Below are 15,927 nucleotides of genomic sequence, written 5' to 3' on the forward strand. Positions count from 1 at the left end.
CTCTTTCCTGACGTTCCTGACGAATATCCTGGCGAATCGCCCGGGGTTCCGCGGAAACGGCACCAGAGATAGTCTCGCCTAACTCTGACAACGTTGTCCAACTCTTCCCGCAGGGAATACTACGATCGTGACCCACAGTTCTGGACGAGTTCCCCGGCCCACCATGAAAGATGTCGCCGCCCGAGCGGGCGTCGGCCTCAAGACGGTGTCGCGGGTGGTGAACGAGGAGCCCGGCGTCACCCCGGACACGGTCGCCCGCGTCCAGGCGGCGATCGACGCGCTCGGCTTCCGGCGCAACGACAGCGCGCGACTGCTGCGCACCCGCCGCACCGCCAGTGTCGGCCTGGTGCTCGAAGACCTCGCCGACCCGTTCTACGCCCCGCTCAGCAGGGCGGTCGAGGACGTGGCGCGGGCCAACGGCGCGCTGCTGTTCACCGGGTCGAGCGCCGAGGACCCGCGGCGTGAGCAGGAGTTGGTGCTGGCGTTCTGCGCCCGCCGGGTGGACGGGCTGATCGTGGTGCCCGCGGGTGACGACCACCGGTATCTGGTCCCGGAGATCGAGGCCGGGGTGGCCACGGTCTTCGTCGACCGTCCCGCGGGCCGGATCGACGCGGACATGGTGCTGACCGACAACGCGGGCGGCACCCGTGACGGTGTCGCGCATCTGATCGCGCACGGACACCGCAGGATCGGCTTCATCGGTGACCAGCCGGGCATTCACACCGCCGCCGAGCGACTGCGCGGCTACCGCGAGGCGATGGCCGACGCGGGGCTGACCATCAGGCCCGAGTGGTACTCGATGGGCCCGACCAACCCCGAGCGGGTCCGCGCCGTCCTGGCGTCCCTGCTGTCCGGTCCCGAGCCGGTGACCGCGCTGTTCGCGGGCAACAACCGCGTCACCGTCACCGCGGTGCGCGTGCTGTCCCACCACCCGCGCCCGGTCGCCCTGGTCGGCTTCGACGACTTCGAACTCGCCGATCTGCTCGACCCGCCGGTCAGCGTCGTGGCCCAGGACTCGCCGGGGCTCGGACGCAGCGCGGCGCAGTTGCTCTTCCGCCGCCTGGAGGGCGGCGCGGACGCCGCCCCCGCCCGGCTGGAGCTCCCCGCCCGCCTGATCGCCCGCGGCTCCGGCGAGATCCCCCCGTCCGACTGAGCACCCGCCGGGCCCGTAACGGCATCGGTCCTTGTCCTGCGGGCATGCGCCCGCCGCGTCAGGGGGCGTCCGCGATCCGCGGGACAGGCCCCTAACGGCCCGCCAGCGTGTCCAGCTCCCCTCGGCCGAGCCCGGTGCGCTCGGTGACCTCCTCGGCGTCGATGGCGCCGCAGTCGAGGCCGCGCAGCAGGTAGCCGCTGAGAGCGCGGGCCGTGGCGGGCTCGTCCATGACGTCGCCGCCCGCCTTGGCGACGTAGGCGGCGAGGCGGGCGGCGGAGGCGTCCAGGCCCTCGCGGTAGAAGGCGTAGACGGCGGCGTAGCGGGTCGGCAGGTGGGCGGGGTGCATGTCCCAGCCCTGGTAGTACGCGCGGGCCAGTGAGCGGCGGACCAGGCCGTAGTGCAGGCGCCAGGCGTCGTGCACCTGCTCGGCCGGGCCGACGGGGAGCACGTTGGTGGAGCCGTCGGACAGCCGGACGCCGGTGCCCGCCGCGGCGACCTGCATGACCGCCTTGGCGTAGTCGGCGGCCGGGTGGTCCATCGACTGGTGGGCGGCGCTGACCCCGCACGCGGCGCTGTAGTCGAAGGTGCCGTAGTGCAGACCGGTGGCGCGGCCCTTGGCGGCGTCGATCAGCCGCGGCACGGTCGCCGTGCCGTCGGGGCCGAGGATGGACTGGGTGGTCTCGATCTGGATCTCGAAGCCGATCCGCCCCCGCGCCAGCCCGGCCGCCCGCTCGAACTCCTCGCACAGCCGCGCCATCGCCGCGACCTGCGCGGGGAAGGTCACCTTGGGCAGTGTCAGCAGCAGCCCGTCGGGCAGACCGCCCCCGTCCAGCAGGGCGGTCAGGAAGAGGTCGAGCGTACGGATGCCCCGGTCGCGGACCGCCGCCTCCATGCACTTCATCCGGATGCCGACGTACGGCGGCGCGCTGCCGTCCGCGACGGCCGCCGTCACGGTGCGGGCGGCGGCCACGGCCGCCGCGTCCTCCTCGGTGTCGGGGCGCGGCCCGTAGCCGTCCTCGAAGTCGATCCGCAGGTCCTCGACGGGCTCGCGCTCCAGCTTGGCCCGCACCCGGTCGTGGACCTCGGCGGCCAGCCCGGTGGACGGCCCCGCGGGCAGGCCGAGTACGGCGGCGAGCGCGGCGGCGTCCGGGGCGTGGGCGTCGAGTGCGGCCAGCGCCTGGTCGCCCCAGTCGCGTACGGTCCGGGGGCCGAAGGCGTCGGCGGGTACGTAGACGGTGTGCACGGGCTGCCGGGTGCCGGGGTCGCCGGGGTAACGGCGGGCCAGTTCGGCGTCGGTGCCGGCCAGACCGGCGCCGATGTCCGCCCGTACCGCGTCCGCCAGTGTCGTACCGGCCGCCGCCGCGCCCGCTGAGCCCTGCGCCATGTGCCACCCTCCCGGAAATTCAACAAATCGTTGAAGTGAAGCTAGCCGTGCCGTAGGCCGAGGTCAACACCCCACCAGCGGGGCGCCGGACGGACGACGGCCCCCGCACGCGGCTGGCGTGCGGGGGCCGTCGGGGAGGGGTCGGTCAGCCCTTGCGGGCCTTGATCTCCTCGGTGAGCTGGGGGACGACCTGGAAGAGGTCGCCGACGACGCCGTAGTCGACGAGGTCGAAGATCGGCGCCTCCGCGTCCTTGTTCACCGCGACGATCGTCTTGGACGTCTGCATGCCCGCGCGGTGCTGGATCGCGCCCGAGATGCCGTTGGCGATGTAGAGCTGCGGCGACACCGACTTGCCGGTCTGGCCGACCTGGTTGGTGTGCGGGTACCAGCCCGCGTCCACCGCCGCGCGCGACGCGCCCACGGCCGCGCCCAGGGAGTCCGCCAGCGCCTCGATGACCGAGAAGTTCTCGGCGCCGTTGACACCGCGACCGCCGGAGACCACGATCGCGGCCTCGGTCAGCTCAGGACGCCCGGTCGACTCCCGCGGGGTCCGCGAGACGACCTTGGTGCCGGTGGCCAGTTCACCGAAGGCCACCTCCAGCGCCTCGACCGTCCCGGCCGCCGAAGCCGCCTCGACCGGCGCGGAGTTCGGCTTCACCGTGATGACGGGGACGCCCGTGCTGACCCGGGAGCGGGTCGTGAAGGCGGCGGCGAACGCCGACTGCGTGGCCACCGGGCCGTCGGCGCCGGCCTCCACGTCGATCGCGTCGGTGATCAGGCCCGAGCCCAGGCGCAGCGCGAGCCGCGCGGCGATCTCCTTGCCCTCGGCGGAGGACGGCACCAGGACCGCGACCGGGCTCACCGCCTTGGCGGCGGCCTCCAGCGCGTCGACCTTCGGTACGACGAGGTAGTCGGCGAACTCGGGCGCGTCGGCGGCCAGTACCCGCACGGCGCCGTGCTCGCCCAGCACGGAGGCGGCGGCGTCGGCGCCGGGGCCGAGGTGGACCGCGACCGGCTCACCGATCCGGCGGGCCAGCGTCAGCAGTTCGAGAGTCGGCTTGCGGACGGCACCGTCCACGTGGTCGACATAGACGAGGACTTCACCCATGGAAATGCACTCCTACGAAAAAGTTTGACGGGGCGGATACGGACCGGAACGGCCGGAAGCGGGCCCGGGACAGCGTCCGGGAGGGCGCCCGGCATCCGGTCAGATGAACTTCTGGCTCGCCAGGTACTCCGCGAGCTGCTTGCCGCCCTCGCCCTCGTCCTTCACGATCGTGCCCGCCGTCCGCGCCGGACGCTGCGTGGCGTCCTCGACGGCCGTCCACGCACCCGCCAGGCCCACCTCGGCCGCGTCCAGACCCAGATCCGACAGGTCCAGGGCCTCCACCGGCTTCTTCTTCGCCGCCATGATCCCCTTGAACGAGGGGTAACGGGCCTCGCCCGACTGGTCGGTCACCGAGACCAGCGCCGGAAGCGACGCCTCCAGCCGCTCGCTGGCCGCGTCGCCGTCGCGGCGGCCGGTCACCTTGCCGTCCTCGACCGACACCTCGGACAGGAACGTCACCTGCGGCACGCCCAGCCGCTCGGCCAGCAGCGCGGGCACCACGCCCGCGGTGCCGTCGGTCGAGGCCATGCCGGTCACGACGAGGTCGAAGCCCGCGCGCTCGATGGCCTTGGCGAGCACCAGCGACGTGCCGAGGATGTCCGTGCCGTGCAGGCCGTCGTCCTCGACGTGGATCGCCTTGTCCGCGCCCATCGACAGCGCCTTGCGCAACGCGTCCTTCGCGTCCTCGGGACCCACGGTCAGCACCGTGATCTCCGCGTCGTCCGCCGCGTCGGCGATCTGCAGCGCCTGCTCGACCGCGTACTCGTCCAGCTCGGAGAGCAGGCCGTCCACCGCGTCGCGGTCAGTGGTCAGGTCCTCGGCGAAGTGACGGTCGCCCGTGGCATCGGGCACGTACTTCACTGCGACTACGATCCTCAAACTCACGCCAGCTCTCCTACCTACTGCATCGTTGCAACGTCTTCGTCCAACTGCCCCGGAATCCGCCCCGGAATGGCAGCATAGGCGTCCGCGGCGGCGGCTCCCCGCCGGGACGCAGCAACTGCCCCGACAGAAATATTACTCGCCAGTACACAGAGCTGGTTCCCCGTTAGCAAGGACCTTGAACTGTGATGTGGCCGACGCCGCCGCCGTCAGTGGCCGAGTGAGTTGAAGCCGCCCTGGTGGTAGAGGAGCGGGCGGCCGGGACCCTGGGGGTCACCGGCGAGGGCCTGGGCGATGACGATCCGGTGGTCGCCCGCCGGGATGCGCGCCACCACGCGGCACACCAGCCAGGCCGGTACCTCGTCGAGCAGCGGGACGCCGTGCGGGCCGGACGCCCAGGCGGTGGCGGGGCCGAAGCGGTCGGCGCCGCTGCGGGCGAACGTGCCGGCCAGCACTTCCTGGTGCTCGCCGAGTATGTGGACGCCGACGAACGACGCCTCGGCGACGGTCGGCCAGCTCGACGACCCCAGGCTGATGCCGAAGGAGAGCAGCGGCGGCTCGGCGGACACCGAGGTCAGGGAGGTGGCGGTGAAGCCGACGGGGTCGGGGCCCGCGGCGGTGATCACGGCGACTCCGGCCGCGTGGCGGCGGAAGACCGAACGGAAGACGGCGGGGTCGAGAGCGGGGCCGGGCGCGGGGTCGAAGGCCGAGGAGTCAAAGGCGGCGGGGTGATCGCTGATGGCAGTCACGGTCAGATCCTTCTGAAGCGGTCGAGCGGCGGAGTGCGGGTCGTGGGCGCTCAGCAGCTCGGACAACGCGCGCTGGAGTGCCGACCGAAGTCGACATCGGCGCGCGCGTACAGATACGCGTACAGAAAGTGGTCGTGCGACATAACGTCAGAGTGACGATTCGGACGGGGTCACGTCAAGACCCGCCCGGAATATGGAATTTCCGTCACACCGCGCTCCGCCGGAGGCTGACAGCCCCTCAGATCGGCCGGCCCGCCCGGCTCGTCAGACAGCCGCGCCCAGCGCGGCGATCACGTCCGCCTTGCGCGGCTGACCGGCGGCCCTGCGCACGATCGCGCCGTCCGCGTCGAGGACGAACACGGTCGGGGTCTTGAGGACGCTCAGCCGCCTGACCAGCTCCAGGTGCGCCTCGGCGTCGATCTCGACGTGCCGGACGCCGTCCACCATGCCCGCCACCTCGTCGAGCACGCGCCGGGTGGCCCGGCAGGGCGCGCAGAAGGCGCTGGAGAACTGCACCAGGGTGGCGCGCTCCCCCAGCGGCCCGCCGAGGTCAGCGGCCGTCAGCCGCTCGTCGCCGTCCTTCGTCCGCACCCGGATTCTCCCGTCCCTGCGCCGGTGCACCAGCCCGTAGGCGCTCGCGGCCAGCAGTACGGCCAGGCAGACCACCAGTCCCGTCAACGCCGTGCTCCTCGTCCGCTCACACATCTCGTACGTCTCATACGCCCGGTCATACGTCCGGTCACATACACGGTCGTACGTCCGGCGGCTTCCCGCCCGCGTCATTCCGATCCGTGCAGCGTTCATGCGAACGCAATGATTCCCGCGGTCGCGTTCCGTCGCTGGTCGGCCATTATTTCAGTCATGGAGATCGATGTACGAGGGCCCCGCTTCGGTGCGTCCCTGACCACGGTGGTGCTGGCGGTCGTGCTGATCACCGGCAGCGGCTGGCTGCTGGCCGTTCAGGCCGCGGTCTTCGCCGTGGGAGCGGTGGCCGGAGTGCAGAATTCGCCGTACGGCTGGGTTTTCCGCACCCTGGTGCGGCCCAGGCTGGGGCCGCCGCCCGGCACCGAGGACGCGGCCCCGCCGCGGTTCGCGCAGGCGGTGGGTTTCGGCTTCTCCGTGATCGGTGTCATCGGCTATCTGGTGGGCCCGCAGTGGCTGGGTCTGGCGGCCACCGCGTGCGCGCTCGCCGCCGCCTTCCTCAACGCCGCTTTCGCCTACTGCCTGGGGTGCGAGGTGTATCTGCTGCTGAAACGGGCAGCAGCCCGATGGGTTCCGCCGCAGGTCGTGAGAAGAATCTCGCCTTGGCACCGGTCCCCGGGATGACAGGGGGCCCGCCGGCGGGGCACCATCGCTCAGCGGCCGAACAACTTACGGGCGCGTAACTTCCGCCGGGAGCGCCGCCCCGGAGAGAGCAGGTGCCCCGACATGGCCGAACTCGTCTATCCACCGGTGATCGCTTGTGCCCGCACCATGTTCAAGGTGCAGGGGCTCAAATTCGACATCCGGGGCACCGAGAACGTCCCCCGCCAAGGCGGCGCCCTGCTCGTCAGCAACCACATCGGCTATCTGGACTTCGTCTTCTGCGGTCTGACGACGCTGCCCGCCAAGCGCCTGGTGCGCTTCATGGCGAAGGAATCGGTTTTCCGGCACAAGGTGTCGGGTCCGCTGATGCGCGCCATGAAGCACATTCCGGTGGACCGCTCCGAGGGCATGCACGCGTACGCGCACGCCTTGGACGCGCTGCGCGGCGGTGAGATCATCGGGGTCTTCCCCGAGGCGACCATCTCGCAGTCGTTCACGTTGAAGTCGTTCAAGTCGGGTGCGGCCCGGCTGGCGATGGAGGCCGGTGTGCCGCTGCTGCCGATGGCGCTGTGGGGCACTCAGCGGCTGTGGACGAAGGGGCACCCGCGCAATCTGGGCCGCAGCAAGTTCCCGATCACGCTGCGGATCGGCGAGCAGATGCGCCCGCAGGAGAACGAGAAGGCGGGCGCGCTCACCCGGCGGCTGCGGCTGCGGGTGCAGGAGCTGCTGGACGACGCGCAGCGTACGTATCCGGGCAGGCCCTCGGGCCCCGCCGACCGCTGGTGGCTGCCCGCGCATCTGGGCGGCACGGCCCCGACGCCTGAGGAAGCGGCGGCCAGGGACCGCGAGCAGCAGCCCCAGCCGAGCTGAGGCGGGACCCTCCGGACGCGGGACCCCAACCGGAGGCGGGACGCGGGACGCGACGGCGCCCTCACGGCAGTTCGGTGGGCAGCGTCCTGGCCAGTTCCGACCGGTCGCGCGCGCCGCGCAGGGCCTCCAGTACGGCCGTGGGCGGCGCCGCGTGCACGAGCGGATAGTCGGCCTCTCCGATCTCCGGGCGCGCCGCCCACGCGAGCCGTTCCTCGTCCAGCGAGAAGCGCGCGTCGACGCCGGGTTTGTTGCCGCGCGCGTCCAGCCGTGACCAGTGGCCGCGCCCCGGCAGCAGCAGGGCGATCAGGCCGTGGACCACCGGGTCCGTACCGTCGTCGTCGGTGAGCCGCTGGTAGCAGAGCCCGGCGGGGATGGACGCGGCGCGCAGCAGCGCCGTCAACGCGTGCGACTTGGCGTAGCAGATGCCGGTGCGCTGCTCCAGCACGTCGGAGGCCCGCCAGGTGACGCGGTCGTCGCCGGAGTCGAAGGAGTGCGGGATCGTGTCGCGGACGAATACGAAGGCGGCCCGCGCATAGTCATGCGGTCCGGTGGTACGGGCCAGCAGCGCGGCCACGGTGTCGCGCACTCGCGGGTGGCCGTGGTCGATGACGTCGTCGGCGGCCGTATACGCCGAGAGGTCGGCGGTCTCCAGGGTCAGCTCCATGTGCGGGAGCCTAGGAAACCGCCGACCACTCGATCAATCGAATTACCGCCAACCGCATACTCATGCGGCCGACTCCGGGCCGTCGGACAGGCCCTAGGCCCGCATCTCCTCCTCGAGCGCGGCGGCGAAGCCGTCCACGTCCGACTCGGTCGTGTCGAAGGAGCACATCCAGCGGACCTCGCCCGTCGACTCGTCCCAGAAGTAGAAGCGGTAACGCTTCTGCAGCCGCTCGCTGACCTCGCGCGGCAGCAGGGCGAAGACGGCGTTGGACTGCACGGGCCGCAGCACGGTGACCCCGTCCACGCCCTGTACGGCCTGCTCCAGGCGGCGGGCCATCGCGTTGGCGTGGGCGGCGCTGCGCAGCCACAGGTCGCCCGAGAGCAGCGCCTCGAACTGCACGGAGACGAACCGCATCTTGGAGGCGAGCTGCATCGACAGCTTGCGCAGGTAGTCGATGGCGCGCACCCGCTCGGGGCTGAGGACGACCACGCACTCGCCGAGCAGCAGGCCGTTCTTGGTGCCGCCGAAGGAGAGGATGTCCACGCCCGCCTCGGTGGTGAAGCGGGCCAGCGGCACGTCGAGGCCGGCCGCCGCGTTGGCGATCCGCGCGCCGTCCAGGTGCACGGCCATGCCGAGCTGGTGCGCGTGGTCGCAGATCGCCTTGATCTCCTCGGGCGTGTAGCAGGTGCCCAGTTCGGTGGTCTGGGTGATCGAGACGACCTGCGGCTGGGCCCGGTGCTCGTCGGAGAAGCCGTACGCCTGCCGGTCGATCAGCTCGGGGGTGAGCTTGCCGTCCGGGGTCGGGACGGTGAGCAGCTTGAGGCCGCCGACCCGCTCGGGGGCGCCGCACTCGTCCACGTGGATGTGCGCGGACTCGGCGCAGATCACCGCGCCCCAGCGCTCGGTGACGGCCTGGAGCGCCGTCACGTTGGCGCCGGTGCCGTTGAAGACCGGGAAGACCTCCGCGCGCGGGCCGAAGTGGCCGCGGAAGACCTCCTGGAGGTGGCCGGTGTACTCGTCCCCGCCGTAGGCGGGCTGATGGCCCCCGTTGGCGAGGGCGAGCGCGGTGAGGATCTCCGGGTGCACCCCGGCGTAGTTGTCACTGGCGAAGCCGCGCACCTGCGGGTCGTGGCGGCGCACGGCGGCGCTGGCGAGCTGTTCTGTCACGGTCGGGGCGTCAGCCACTGTCGGGTCCCGTTCACTTCCGTAGGGCTCTGGTCCCAGACGTCCGCGATGGCCTCGGCGAGGTCGCGTACGTCGGTGAAGCCGGCGAATTTGGCGTTCGGGCGCGTGGCCCGCATCTCATCGTGCACCAACGCCTTGATCACCAGCACAGTGGCCGCGGCCGTGGGTCCGTCGGCGCCGCCGAGCTTGCGGAAGGAGTCGCCCAGCGCGAGCGTCCACGCCTCGGCCGCGGCCTTGGCCGCGGAGTAGGCGGCGTTGCCCGCGGTCGGCGTGGTGGCGCCGGACGCGCTGATCAGCACGTACCGGCCGCCGTGGCTGCGCATGAGGCCGTCGTGGAAGGCGAGCGAGGTGTTCTGCACGGTACGGATCAGCAGCTTGTGCAGCACGTCCCAGTCGCCGAGGTCGGTCTCGGGGAAGGACGCGGAGCCGCGCCAGCCGCCCACGAGGTGGACCAGGCCGTCGACCCTGCCGTGGTCCTTCTCGATCCGGCCGGCCCAGTCCTGGGTCGCCTCCAGGTCGAGCAGGTCGACGATCTCGCCGGTGATGTCGGCGCCGCCCGCGTCGTAGCGCGCCGCGTCGACGGCCTCGGCCAGCCGCTCGGGGTCGGCGTCGGCGGCGATCACGTGGCCGCCCTCGCGCGCGAGCCGTTGCAGTACCGCCCGCCCCGCGGGGCCGCCCGCGCCCGCCACGGCGATCACCGCTCCGTCGAGACCACCCGTGTACGTGTCGGTCGTCATGTCCGCCTCCTCGGCCGCACCGGTCACGCGGCGCCCCGAAGTGAGCTCTCGCCGGTGATTCCCTTGGTCGAGGTGATCACCGTCCGCAGCTTCTTCGCAAGGGCCTCGTAGAACATGCTGAGCGGAAACTCGTCCGCCAGCACGTCGTCCACGAGTTTGCGCGGGGGCTGGGACAGGTCGAGGGCGTCGGGGCCCTTCGCCCAGACCGAGCCGGGATGCGGGGAGAGGTAGCTGGCGACCAGGTCGTAGGCGGCGAACCAGTGCACGAGCTTGGGCCGGTCGATGCCGTCCCGGTAGAGCGTCTCGATCTCGGCGCAGAGCTGGTTGGTGACCTGCGGTGCGCGCTCCCAGTCGATGTGCAGGGTGTTGTCTGTCCAGCGTACGGCGTCGTGCTTGTGCAGGTACGCGAAGAGGAGCTGTCCGCCGAGTCCGTCGTAGTTGCGGACGCGTTCACCGGTGACCGGGAAGCGGAAGAGCCGGTCGAAGAGGATCGCGTACTGCACGCCCAGGCCCATCGGGTGGCCCTCGGCCTGGAGCTTCACGGCCTCCCTGAACGTGGTCAGGTCGCAGCGCAGCTCCTCCAGCCCGTACATCCAGAACGGCGCGCGCTGCTTGATCATGAACGGGTCGAACGGCAGGTCGCCGTGGCTGTGCGTGCGGTCGTGGATCATGTCCCACAGGACGTACGTCTGCTGCGCCAGGTCCTGGTCGGCGATCAGCCGGGCCGCCTCCTCGGGCAGTTCCAGGCCGAGGGTGTCGACGGCGGCGGCGGTCACCGCGCGGAAGCGGGCGGCCTCGCGGTCGCAGAAGATCGCGCCCCAGGTCCAGCGCTCGGGGGCCTCGCGGACGGCGACGGTCTCCGGGAAGAGCACCGCGGAGTTGGTGTCGTAGCCGGGGGTGAAGTCCTCGAAGGTGATCGGTACGAACAGCGGGTTGTCGTACCGATTGCGCTCCAGCTCGGCCAGCCAGTCGGGCCAGACGACGCGCAGGGCGACGGCCTCCAGATTGCGGTCCGGGTTGCCGTTCTGCGTGTACATCGGGAAGACGACCAGGTGCGGCAGGCCGTCGCGGCGGTCGGCCGCGGGCTGGAAGGCGAGCAGCGAGTCGAGGAAGTCCGGGACGCCGAAGCCGTCGTCGGACCAGCGGCGCAGGTCGGCGACCAGGGCGCGGTGGTACTCGGCGTCGTGCGGGAGGAGCGGGGAGAGCTGTTCGACCGACTCGGTCACCCGGCGCACGGTCCGCTCGGCGTCGTCCTTGCTGGGCGCGCCCTCGGCCTCGAAGTCGATGGAGCCGTCCTTGCGCTGCCAGGGCCTGATGGCTTCGACGGCCTGCTTCAGCACCGCCCACGCGGGGTGGCCGACGATGCCCACGCCGGACGTACCGCCGCCGTCCGCCACCTTCGCCGAAAGAACTTCGCCCATGACCCCTCCTCCACAAAAGAAACTGTCGTCCGGACACCGTATCCGTGACCTTGTTGATCCATCAAGGGGAGCCGGTGGAGATTGTCCTGCCTGGTGGTCGACAGGCCGCTGTTCTTCCTGTCGTCTGCCGGGATGGGTCACTAAAACTTGCGCATAGGGGCCGCTTGAGCACGCGGTCCCGAGTCGTCACGGCGTGTTCGGCCCGCCGTCGCCCGGTCTCGCTAGGGTGCCGGTATGAGCTTCCTCACCGTCGGCCACCGCGGGGTCATGGGCGTCGAGCCGGAGAACACCCTGCGCTCCTTCCGCCGAGCCGAAAAGGCGGGCCTGGACCAGATCGAGCTGGATCTGCACCTCAGCAAGGACGGCGCGCTGATCGTCATGCACGACGCTGACGTCGACCGCACCACCGACGGCGCCGGGCTGGTCCGCGACCTCACGCTGGACGAGATCCGCGGCCTGGACGCCGGGCTCGGCGAGCGCGTACCGGTCTTCGAGGAGGTCCTCGAAGCGGTCGGCCGGCCGATCCAGGCCGAGATCAAGGACGTGGCGGCGGCCCGCGCGCTGGCCGACACCCTGAGCGCGCACGGCGCGACCGACCGGGTCAGTGTGCTGTCCTTCCACGACGAGGCGCTGGCCGAGATCCGTACGCTGCTGCCCGACGTGCGCACGGTGCTGGTCGCCTGCGACCTCGGCCCGGAGATCGTCACCCGCGCCCAGGCGGTGGGCGCCCGCCTGGTCAGCCTGGAACTGCGGCAGGTGAACCTGGACGTCGTCGAGCGCTGCCAGGCCGCGGGCATCGCCGTCATGGCCTGGACCGTCAACACCGCGCAGGAGTGGGCCCTGGCCCGCGCGCTGCGGCTGGACGGCGCCGCCACCGACCTCCCCGAGGAGCCGGCCATCGCGTAGCCCCGCGGTCCCGTACCGGCGTCATCCCGTCGCGCCGCGGTCCCGCGGCCCCGCGCAATGTGCCGGACACAAAGGTCCGGCATCCGGACAACTGGCCGAATCGCGTGGACAGACGCGCCCGCGCGGTGCCAAGGTCCCGCCATGCGTCCCGCGATCTCGCTGTCCCCGCGCCGTGCCGCGCTCGCCGCGGCTGCCCTGCTCACCCTCGCACTGGCCGGCTGCTCGCCCCAGGACGACACGACCGACGCCGGTCCCTCGTCCTCCGCGGCGTCGGCCGGTGCGACCGGCACTACCACCGCCACCACGGCGTCGTGCGCGCCCGGCACGCTCGCCACCCGTACCCCCGGCAAGCTCACCGTCGGCACCGACAATCCGGCGTACGACCCCTGGTTCTCGGACAACAAGCCGTCCAACGGCAAGGGGTACGAGTCGGCGGTCGCGTACGCGGTGGCCAAGCAGCTCGGTTACGCGCCGGACCAGGTCGTCTGGCAGACCGTGGCCTTCAACAAGGCGTTCGCGCCCGGTGCCAAGAACTTCGATTTCGACATCAACCAGGTTTCGATCAACGACGAGCGCAAGAAGGCCGTCGACTTCTCGCCCGGCTACTACGACGTACGGCAGACCGTCGTCGCGCTGAAGACCTCGAAGATCGCGAACGCGCACAGCGTCGCGGACCTGAAGAACGCCAAGCTCGGCGCCCAGGTGGGCACCACCAGCCTGGACGTCATCGACAACCTGGTGAAGCCCGCCAAGCAGCCCGCCGTCTACCAGCGCAACGACCTCGCCGTGGCCGCGCTCAAGAACGGCCAGGTCGACGGGATCGTGGTCGACCTGCCGACCGCCTTCTACATCACCGGGGCCGAGGTCACCGACGCCAAGGTGGTCGGGCAGTTCGCGGCGGCGGGCTCCTCGCCCGAGCAGTTCGGGCTGGTCCTCGACAAGGGCAGCAAGCTGACCGCGTGCGTCTCGCGGGCCGTCACCGCCCTGCACGGCGACGGGACGCTGGCCGCCCTGGAGAAGCAGTGGCTGTCGGACGCCGTCGGCGCCCCGGTGCTCGGATGACCGTGCGGGACGACCCCGCGCAGGTCGACACGTACCAGCCGTCCGCGCGGCGGATCGAGCGCGAGCTGTACCGACGCGCCCGCGGCCGCCGCGCCCTGGTAGTGGCGAGCGTCAGCACCCTGGCGACCGCCGGGGTTCTGATCGGGCTGATCGTCAGTTCGCCCGGCTGGCAGCGCACCCGTGAGACGTTCCTCAACGGGCACTACGCGCGGCTCGCGCTGCCGGACGTGCTCCAGGGCCTCTGGCTCAATCTGCGGCTGATGGTGGTGTGCGGCGCCGTCGTCTTGGTCGCGGGGCTGCTGCTGGCGGTCGTGCGCACCCTGCGCGGCCCGGTGTTCTTCCCGCTGCGCGCCCTGGCGACGGCGTACGTGGACTTCTTCCGCGGGCTGCCGCTGATCATCTGCCTGCTCGCGGTGGTCTTCGGCGTGCCCGCGCTGCGGCTGAGCGGCGTCACCAACGACCCCGTGCTCCTGGGCGGCCTGGCGCTCTGCCTGACGTACACCGCCTATGTCGCCGAGGTGTTCAGGGCCGGGATCGAGACCGTCCACCCGAGCCAGCGCGCCGCGGCCCGCTCGCTCGGCCTCAGCAGCGCGCAGACGATGCGGTACGTGGTGCTGCCGCAGGCCGTGCGCCGCGTGGTGCCGCCGCTGCTCAACGACCTGGTGTCGCTCCAGAAGGACACCGGCCTGGTGTCGATCGCGGGCGCCGTGGACGCCGTCTACGCGGCGCAGATCATCGCCAGCCGCGACTTCAACTACACGCCGTACGTGGTCGCGGGGCTGATCTTCGTCGCGCTGACCATCCCGATGACGCGGTTCACCGACTGGGTGACGGCCAGGATGAACCGGCGGCAGTCGCAGGGAGGCGTCGTATGAGCGGCACGGGCGGGGACCGGCTCGCCAAAGACGTACCGCCCCAGGCGCGGGACCTGGCCGATCCGGACCGGAGCCGGGACACGCCCGTGCTGCGGCTGGAGTCGGTCCGCAAGACGTACGGCTCCTCCGTCGTTCTGCGGGACATCGCGCTCGACGTGCCCGCGCACACGGTCACGGCGCTGATCGGCGCGTCCGGCTCAGGGAAGTCCACGCTGCTGCGCTGCGCGAATCTGCTGGAGGAGATCGACGACGGCGCGATCTTCCTGGACGGCGAGGACATCACCGACCCGCGGGCCGACCAGGACGCGGTACGGCGCAGGATCGGCGTCGTCTTCCAGGCGTACAACCTGTTCCCGCACATGACGGTGCTGGACAACATCACGCTGGCGCCGCGCCGGGTGCACGGGGTGCCGCGGGGCGAGGCGGAGGAGCGGGCGCGGGAGCTGCTGGCCCGGCTGGGGCTCGCCGACCGGGCCGCGGAGTATCCGGACCGGCTCAGCGGCGGCCAGCAGCAGCGGGTGGCGATCCTGCGGGCGGTCGCGACCAGGCCGCGGCTGCTGCTTCTCGACGAGGTGACCGCCGCGCTCGACCCGGAGCTCGTCGGCGAGGTGCTGTCGGTGGTCCGCGACCTGAAGGAGCAGGGCATGACGATGGCGATCGCCACCCATGAGATGGCGTTCGCCCGCGATGTCGCCGATCAGGTCTGCTTCCTGGACGCGGGCGTGATCCTGGAGCGCGGCACTCCCGCCGAGGTGTTCGGCGCCCCGGCCGAGCAGCGCACGCGGGACTTCCTGCGCCGGATCACGGAGGCGGGACGGCTGTGACGGCCGGCGCCGGGCGACCGGGTTCGGGGCGCCGGGTACCGGGTGGGGCGGGTGGCGGGCGTCCGGGTCTCAGACCAGCTTCTTCGTGAGCAGCTCGAACTCCAGGTCGTCTCTGGTCGGCAGCCCGAAGCGCTCCTCGCCGTACGGGAAGGGGCTGGTCTGCCCGGTGCGCTGGTAGCCGCGGCGGACGTACCAGGCGATCAGGTCCTCGCGGACCGAGATCACCGTCATGTGCAGCTCGGCGACGTCCCACTCCTCGCGGGCGAACCGTTCGGCCTCGGCGAGGATCACCTTGCCGAGCCCGGCGCCCTGGAGCGCGGGCCGTACGGCGAACATCCCGAAGTACGCGTGGTCGCCGCGGTGTTCGAGCTGGCAGCAGGCCACCACCTCGTCGCCGGACTCCACCACCGTCAGCCTGCTGTCCGCGCCTTCGATGACGGCCAGCACGCCCTCGGGGTCGGTCCGCTGCCCCTGAAGGATGTCCGCCTCCGTCGTCCACCCCGCGCGACTCGCGTCGCCGCGATAGGCGGACTCGATGAGCCCGACCAGGACGGGGACGTCGTCGGGGGTGGCGGCGCGGAAGCGGGGAGCGGCGATATCCATGCGGGAAAGGCTATCCCCAGGTCCGGGCCGCGCTCACGGGTCCTGCCGAGCTCTTCGCGGGCGGGCGGCGTCGGCGCGCGACGGGGCGAGTCTTCGACGTGTGGCAGGGCGCGGGTTCGGCGCGCGACAGGACGCGTGTGCGGCGCGCGGAAGGGCGCGTGCTCGGCGCGCGGAAGGACACACGTGCGGCGCACGGCAG

The 15,927-nt window shown here is 71.8% G+C and carries 17 protein-coding genes; 7 read left to right on the forward strand and 10 right to left on the reverse strand.

Going from position 1 to position 15,927, the window contains the following annotated elements; genetic code table 11:
• The first annotated feature begins 163 nt into the window (after positions 1–163).
• Positions 164–1,153, forward strand: coding sequence for a LacI family DNA-binding transcriptional regulator (locus ACFZAM_RS27915; RefSeq protein WP_355343831.1), 990 nt, complete (start codon positions 164–166; stop codon positions 1,151–1,153).
• A 91-nt stretch (positions 1,154–1,244) separates the two neighbouring features.
• On the opposite strand, the gene ACFZAM_RS27920 is transcribed toward ACFZAM_RS27915, so the two are convergent.
• From ACFZAM_RS27920 to ACFZAM_RS27940, 5 genes are all read right to left on the reverse strand, one after another.
• On the reverse strand, positions 1,245–2,537 hold the full coding sequence (locus tag ACFZAM_RS27920; RefSeq protein WP_391050211.1) for a DUF6986 family protein: 1,293 nt from the start codon (positions 2,535–2,537) through the stop codon (positions 1,245–1,247).
• Positions 2,538–2,682: 145 nt separating this feature from the next.
• Positions 2,683–3,645, reverse strand: coding sequence for an electron transfer flavoprotein subunit alpha/FixB family protein (locus ACFZAM_RS27925; RefSeq protein ID WP_355343825.1), 963 nt, complete (start codon positions 3,643–3,645; stop codon positions 2,683–2,685).
• A 99-nt stretch (positions 3,646–3,744) separates the two neighbouring features.
• Positions 3,745–4,530, reverse strand: coding sequence for an electron transfer flavoprotein subunit beta/FixA family protein (locus ACFZAM_RS27930; protein WP_355343822.1), 786 nt, complete (start codon positions 4,528–4,530; stop codon positions 3,745–3,747).
• Between the two features lie 206 nt (positions 4,531–4,736).
• Positions 4,737–5,267 carry a flavin reductase gene (locus ACFZAM_RS27935; protein ID WP_391050279.1) on the reverse strand — a complete coding sequence of 177 codons (531 nt, stop codon included), beginning with the start codon at positions 5,265–5,267 and terminating at the stop codon, positions 4,737–4,739.
• Between the two features lie 273 nt (positions 5,268–5,540).
• Complete coding sequence (locus tag ACFZAM_RS27940; RefSeq protein ID WP_391050214.1) at positions 5,541–5,954, reverse strand: thioredoxin domain-containing protein; 414 nt, start codon at positions 5,952–5,954, stop codon at positions 5,541–5,543.
• Positions 5,955–6,137: 183 nt separating this feature from the next.
• Here ACFZAM_RS27940 and ACFZAM_RS27945 point away from each other — a divergent pair, with 183 nt between their 5' ends.
• A complete protein-coding gene (locus ACFZAM_RS27945; RefSeq protein WP_391050216.1) occupies positions 6,138–6,602 on the forward strand; it encodes a DUF4395 family protein in 465 nt (154 codons plus the stop codon).
• Between the two features lie 102 nt (positions 6,603–6,704).
• The gene (locus ACFZAM_RS27950; protein ID WP_355343810.1) at positions 6,705–7,451 is read left to right on the forward strand and encodes a lysophospholipid acyltransferase family protein; all 747 of its coding nucleotides are present in this window, start codon (positions 6,705–6,707) and stop codon (positions 7,449–7,451) included.
• A gap of 61 nt (positions 7,452–7,512) precedes the next feature.
• On the opposite strand, the gene ACFZAM_RS27955 is transcribed toward ACFZAM_RS27950, so the two are convergent.
• From ACFZAM_RS27955 to ACFZAM_RS27970, 4 genes are all read right to left on the reverse strand, one after another.
• Complete coding sequence (locus ACFZAM_RS27955) at positions 7,513–8,115, reverse strand: transglutaminase domain-containing protein (protein WP_391050219.1); 603 nt, start codon at positions 8,113–8,115, stop codon at positions 7,513–7,515.
• Between the two features lie 93 nt (positions 8,116–8,208).
• Positions 8,209–9,300: a beta-eliminating lyase-related protein gene (locus ACFZAM_RS27960; protein ID WP_391050222.1), complete on the reverse strand. Its 1,092-nt coding sequence runs from the start codon at positions 9,298–9,300 to the stop codon at positions 8,209–8,211.
• Positions 9,279–10,037: an SDR family oxidoreductase gene (locus tag ACFZAM_RS27965; protein ID WP_355343801.1), complete on the reverse strand. Its 759-nt coding sequence runs from the start codon at positions 10,035–10,037 to the stop codon at positions 9,279–9,281. The genes ACFZAM_RS27960 and ACFZAM_RS27965 overlap by 22 nt, the downstream gene beginning before the upstream one ends.
• Before the next feature lie 23 nt (positions 10,038–10,060).
• Positions 10,061–11,458 carry a DUF6421 family protein gene (locus ACFZAM_RS27970; RefSeq protein WP_355343798.1) on the reverse strand — a complete coding sequence of 466 codons (1,398 nt, stop codon included), beginning with the start codon at positions 11,456–11,458 and terminating at the stop codon, positions 10,061–10,063.
• A gap of 234 nt (positions 11,459–11,692) precedes the next feature.
• Here ACFZAM_RS27970 and ACFZAM_RS27975 point away from each other — a divergent pair, with 234 nt between their 5' ends.
• The 4 genes from ACFZAM_RS27975 (at position 11,693) to ACFZAM_RS27990 (ending at position 15,125) form a co-directional block, all read left to right on the forward strand.
• The gene (locus ACFZAM_RS27975; RefSeq protein ID WP_391050225.1) at positions 11,693–12,364 is read left to right on the forward strand and encodes a glycerophosphodiester phosphodiesterase family protein; all 672 of its coding nucleotides are present in this window, start codon (positions 11,693–11,695) and stop codon (positions 12,362–12,364) included.
• Between the two features lie 141 nt (positions 12,365–12,505).
• Entirely contained in the window at positions 12,506–13,426 is a 921-nt protein-coding gene (locus ACFZAM_RS27980) for a transporter substrate-binding domain-containing protein (protein ID WP_391050227.1), read from the forward strand.
• Positions 13,423–14,301: an amino acid ABC transporter permease gene (locus ACFZAM_RS27985; RefSeq protein WP_355343789.1), complete on the forward strand. Its 879-nt coding sequence runs from the start codon at positions 13,423–13,425 to the stop codon at positions 14,299–14,301. Before ACFZAM_RS27980 ends, ACFZAM_RS27985 begins: the two co-directional genes overlap by 4 nt.
• Positions 14,298–15,125: an ATP-binding cassette domain-containing protein gene (locus ACFZAM_RS27990; protein ID WP_391050230.1), complete on the forward strand. Its 828-nt coding sequence runs from the start codon at positions 14,298–14,300 to the stop codon at positions 15,123–15,125. Before ACFZAM_RS27985 ends, ACFZAM_RS27990 begins: the two co-directional genes overlap by 4 nt.
• 69 nt (positions 15,126–15,194) lie before the next feature.
• Here the strand turns inward: ACFZAM_RS27990 and ACFZAM_RS27995 are convergent, their stop codons facing one another.
• Positions 15,195–15,728 carry a GNAT family N-acetyltransferase gene (locus ACFZAM_RS27995; RefSeq protein WP_355343786.1) on the reverse strand — a complete coding sequence of 178 codons (534 nt, stop codon included), beginning with the start codon at positions 15,726–15,728 and terminating at the stop codon, positions 15,195–15,197.
• Between the last annotated feature and the right edge of the window lie 199 nt (positions 15,729–15,927).

It is taken from the genome of Streptomyces sp. NPDC008079 (genome assembly GCF_042957385.1).
Classification (GTDB): domain Bacteria; phylum Actinomycetota; class Actinomycetes; order Streptomycetales; family Streptomycetaceae; genus Actinacidiphila.